This window comes from Paracoccus sp. MC1854, from assembly GCF_014164635.1.
In the GTDB taxonomy this organism is placed as follows: Bacteria; Pseudomonadota; Alphaproteobacteria; order Rhodobacterales; family Rhodobacteraceae; genus Paracoccus.
The window spans coordinates 1-3,384 of record NZ_JACJFU010000087.1; the positions used below are offsets into that span (position 1 = coordinate 1).

The 3,384-nt window shown below is 62.4% G+C and carries 1 protein-coding gene and 2 pseudogenes; 2 read left to right on the forward strand and 1 reads right to left on the reverse strand.

Features of this window, described 5'->3' with window-relative positions:
- Positions 1-159: 159 nt before the first annotated feature.
- Positions 160-1,854, reverse strand: coding sequence for an alpha/beta hydrolase (locus H5395_RS17970; protein WP_220495122.1), 1,695 nt, complete (start codon positions 1,852-1,854; stop codon positions 160-162).
- Positions 1,855-2,529: 675 nt separating this feature from the next.
- On the opposite strand from H5395_RS17970, the pseudogene H5395_RS17975 reads away from it, so the two are divergent.
- Both H5395_RS17975 and H5395_RS17980 read left to right on the forward strand, forming a co-directional pair.
- Positions 2,530-2,772 (forward strand): annotated as a pseudogene (locus tag H5395_RS17975) (bestrophin family ion channel); the annotation flags it as partial.
- A 90-nt stretch (positions 2,773-2,862) separates the two neighbouring features.
- A pseudogene (locus tag H5395_RS17980) lies at positions 2,863-3,132 on the forward strand (transposase); the annotation flags it as partial.
- Positions 3,133-3,384: the final 252 nt, after the last annotated feature.

The following is a 3,384-nucleotide window of genomic DNA, read 5'->3' on the forward strand; positions in this document are numbered from 1 at the left end:
GCCAGGTCGACGCCGATGATGCTAATTTCCTTCATGGATGCCCTCTTGTTTCTCTTGTGACTTCAGCATCACAAGCTTGGCGCATTGCGACGCCGTAGGGGAGAGAGCGGCATCCACCCCATCTCCATCCCGCGAATGATGCATCCGCTCAGCCATCTTCTACTTCTCCAGGACGTAGCTTCCCGGCGCGTCCTGAAGCGGAGGATACGTCTTGCTGCCCATTGAAGGCGGCGCAACCTTTCTGCCCGAGCGGGCGGAAAGCCACGCCGTCCAATCCGTCCACCAGCTGCCGTCATGCCGGGTCGCGCTTTGAAGCCACTGTTCCGGGCTGGACGCCGTGCTGTCCTTCTCCCACGTCCAGTAGGCGCCCTTGCCGCCGGGCGGATTGATGACCCCGGCGATGTGGCCGCTTGAGGCGCGGACGAACCGCACATCGCCGCCGAAAAGCTGCGTGATACGCCAGGCTGCGTCCCAAGGCACGATGTGGTCCTTTTCGGCGCCGACCGCATAGCAGTCCAGCTTGATCCGGCCGAGATCGAGGGGCACGCCCTTCAGCGTGATCTTGCCGGGCTCGATGAGGTTGTTCTCGAGATAGGTGTTGCGCAGGTACCAGCTGTGCGCGGCGCGCGTCATCCGGGTGCCGTCGCTGTTCCAGTAGAGCAGGTCGAAGGCGGGCGGCTTGTTGCCCAGCAGGTAGTTGTTGACCACATTGGCCCAGATAAGATCGTTCGAGCGCAAGAGATTGAACATGTTGGACATCTCGCGGCTGTCGAGATAGCCGCGGTCCATCATCTGCTGTTCGACGAGATCAAGCCCCGGCTCGTCCATGAAGACGGCGGTGTCACCCACGCGCGAAAAGTCCTGCAGCGAGACCATGAAGCTCGCCGAGTTGATGCGCTCCGCGCCTTTCCCCTTGGCTGCCAGCATCGCCAGCGTCATCGTCAGAAGCGTGCCGCCGATGCAGTAGCCCATGATGTTGACCGTGGGGCTGCCGGTGATGTCGCGCGCCACATCGCCGGCTTCCAGCAGGCCCAGGTCCATGTAGTCCTCGATGCCGATCCCGTCCATCGAGGCGTCGGGGTTCTTCCACGAGACCACGAACACGGTGAAGCCCTGATCTACCAGGTACTTCACCATGCTGTTCCGGGGCTGCATGTCGAGAATGTAGAACTTGTTGATCCAGGGGGGCAGGATCAGCAGCGGCACCTGGTGGACCTGCTTCGTCGTCGGCTCGTACTGGATGAGTTCGATCAGCCGGTTGCGATGGACCACCTTGCCGGGGGTGAGCGCGAGGTTGCGCCCCGGCGCGAAGGCATCCTCGTCCACCATGCTGAGCCGCCCGGCGGCGAGGTCGGCCATGAGGTTTCTCGCCCCGGCCGCCATGCTGGTGCCGCCGGTCTCAAGCGCCTTGCGCAGCGCGGCGGGGTTGGAGAGCAGCATCAGCGTCGGGCTCATCGCGTCGACGAACTGGCGAAGATGGAAGTTGACGCGCTGCCGCTCGGCGTCGTCCATGTCCTCGCCCCTGTTCTGCTCCATGAGCCAGTCCGAGGCGAGAAGATAGACCTCCATGAGGGCGCGATAGGCGGGGTTCGTTTGCCATTCGGGCGCGGCAAAGCGCTTGTCGGCCGGCGACGTGGGGGCCTTGTCCTGCAAGGCCTGGGCATTGCCCAGCCAGCGCTGCCCCGCCTCCTGCCAGACGTTTATCGCCGAGCGCCACAGGTCCTGATTGAACTGCATGACGGACACCGCCGTCTCGGGCCGGGCCAGCGAGCGCAGCCAGACGGTGCGCAGGGCGCGGGCAATCTCCGCCCAGTCGAGCGGGATGACGTCGCGCAGGGGATTGGCATTCCACATCTGGTCGATCGAGCGGAGCGTCGGATTCCGGGACAGCGCATCCTGGAGATGCTGGGTGCCCCCCGTGAACGATGCGGAAAGAGGAGCCTTGGACGGGTCCCACCCGGCATTTCCCGGGTCCGCTGCAGTTCGCGACGACGCAAAAATCTGATCCATCCAGGAACTCCAGATCTGCAGCAGCACATCCGGCCCCGGCGCAGTTCCGCCCTCAGACCTCGTGACCTCTCCGGAGTTTTTCTCTGCCATAGTCATTCCTCCACGCTTGGATGCGGTGACCTGGCCTGCCTCCAGCGGATGCCCCTGACTGAAACCGAGCCGGTGTGCCTGTCAGTCCTGCCCCGGTCTCGGGTCCGAGCCTTGCGCGTTCCTTCAGGCTGTTCGATCATGCTTCGCCTCGCTCGCCCAGGTCAATCCGTCGTGGTGATGTGGGAGCTATCATGGTTGCAAGTGGCCTGTCCTCTCGGTTGGCCATCTGACCGGAGCATTTCCAGCTCTTGGCTTTCTTCAGCGTTGCCCCTCAGGCCGCTTCCGGACGGGTGAAGTCCGACCATCAGACGATTGCCCAGCAGGGCCGCCGCAGATCAAGGTACGTTGAGGCTTGCCAGCCTGATCGAGCCAAGGCGTCTGCGCATGATCGTCCGCAGCAAGCCTGGTTTGTGGGAGCTCGTCTTCACAATGCGCGGCTCGGTGTTGCCGCACATCGCTTATCCCCTTTTGTCGTTGATGGCAGTGGCAGCACTCCTCGTGGCGGTGGAGCGAGCCTGGCACCCGCTGCCTGTCATCGACGCTGCCCCTTTCACCGTCTTCGGGATCGCGCTGTCGCTGTTCTTGGGTTTTCGCAACAACGCGGCCTATGACCGCTGGTGGGAAGCACGTCGACTTCGGGGCGGGCTACTGGCCGACCTGCACTCGCTCGCCCGCGAGGCAGAGGTCTTCATGCGCAATGGACCTTTCCCAGTTTCGTTCCAGTCTTCTGAGAGCGATGCTCGCCACGAAGGGAGACCAAATATGGCAGCGACACACAGCGACGAGTTCAAGCGGGATGCGGTTCGCATTGCGCTCACCAGCGGCCTGACACGACGTCAGGTTGCGTCTGATCTGGGGATCGGCTTGTCGACCCCCGGCAAATGGACCCGGGCGATTTCCGATGAGGCCAAGGTGCCGGACCAAAATGCAGACCTGCTGCGAGAGAACGAGCGGCTGTGCAAGGAAAACCGGATACTGCGCGATTTGAGCCGGATCAGTAAACAGTCCAGTGGACTGTTTCCCCGGCGAAAGTGGGAGGTGCTAAAAAACTGTCCCGGGTCTGGCCTTCCTGTGCGCAGTAGAAACAGCTTGTGCTATCGTCGCGAGCGGAGGGCAGTTGCCGATTGCTTATTGGAGGGACTCACCCCGTTAAAAAAGGGGTCTATATACTTAGCTAGCCAGAATGACGGCTAGAACGGTTCAAGTGGACACCAGATTCAGTGAGCCGTAAGGTGAATCGAAAGGTGACGGCTACTACCTTCTCACGCGTCTCTAGTCCTCCAA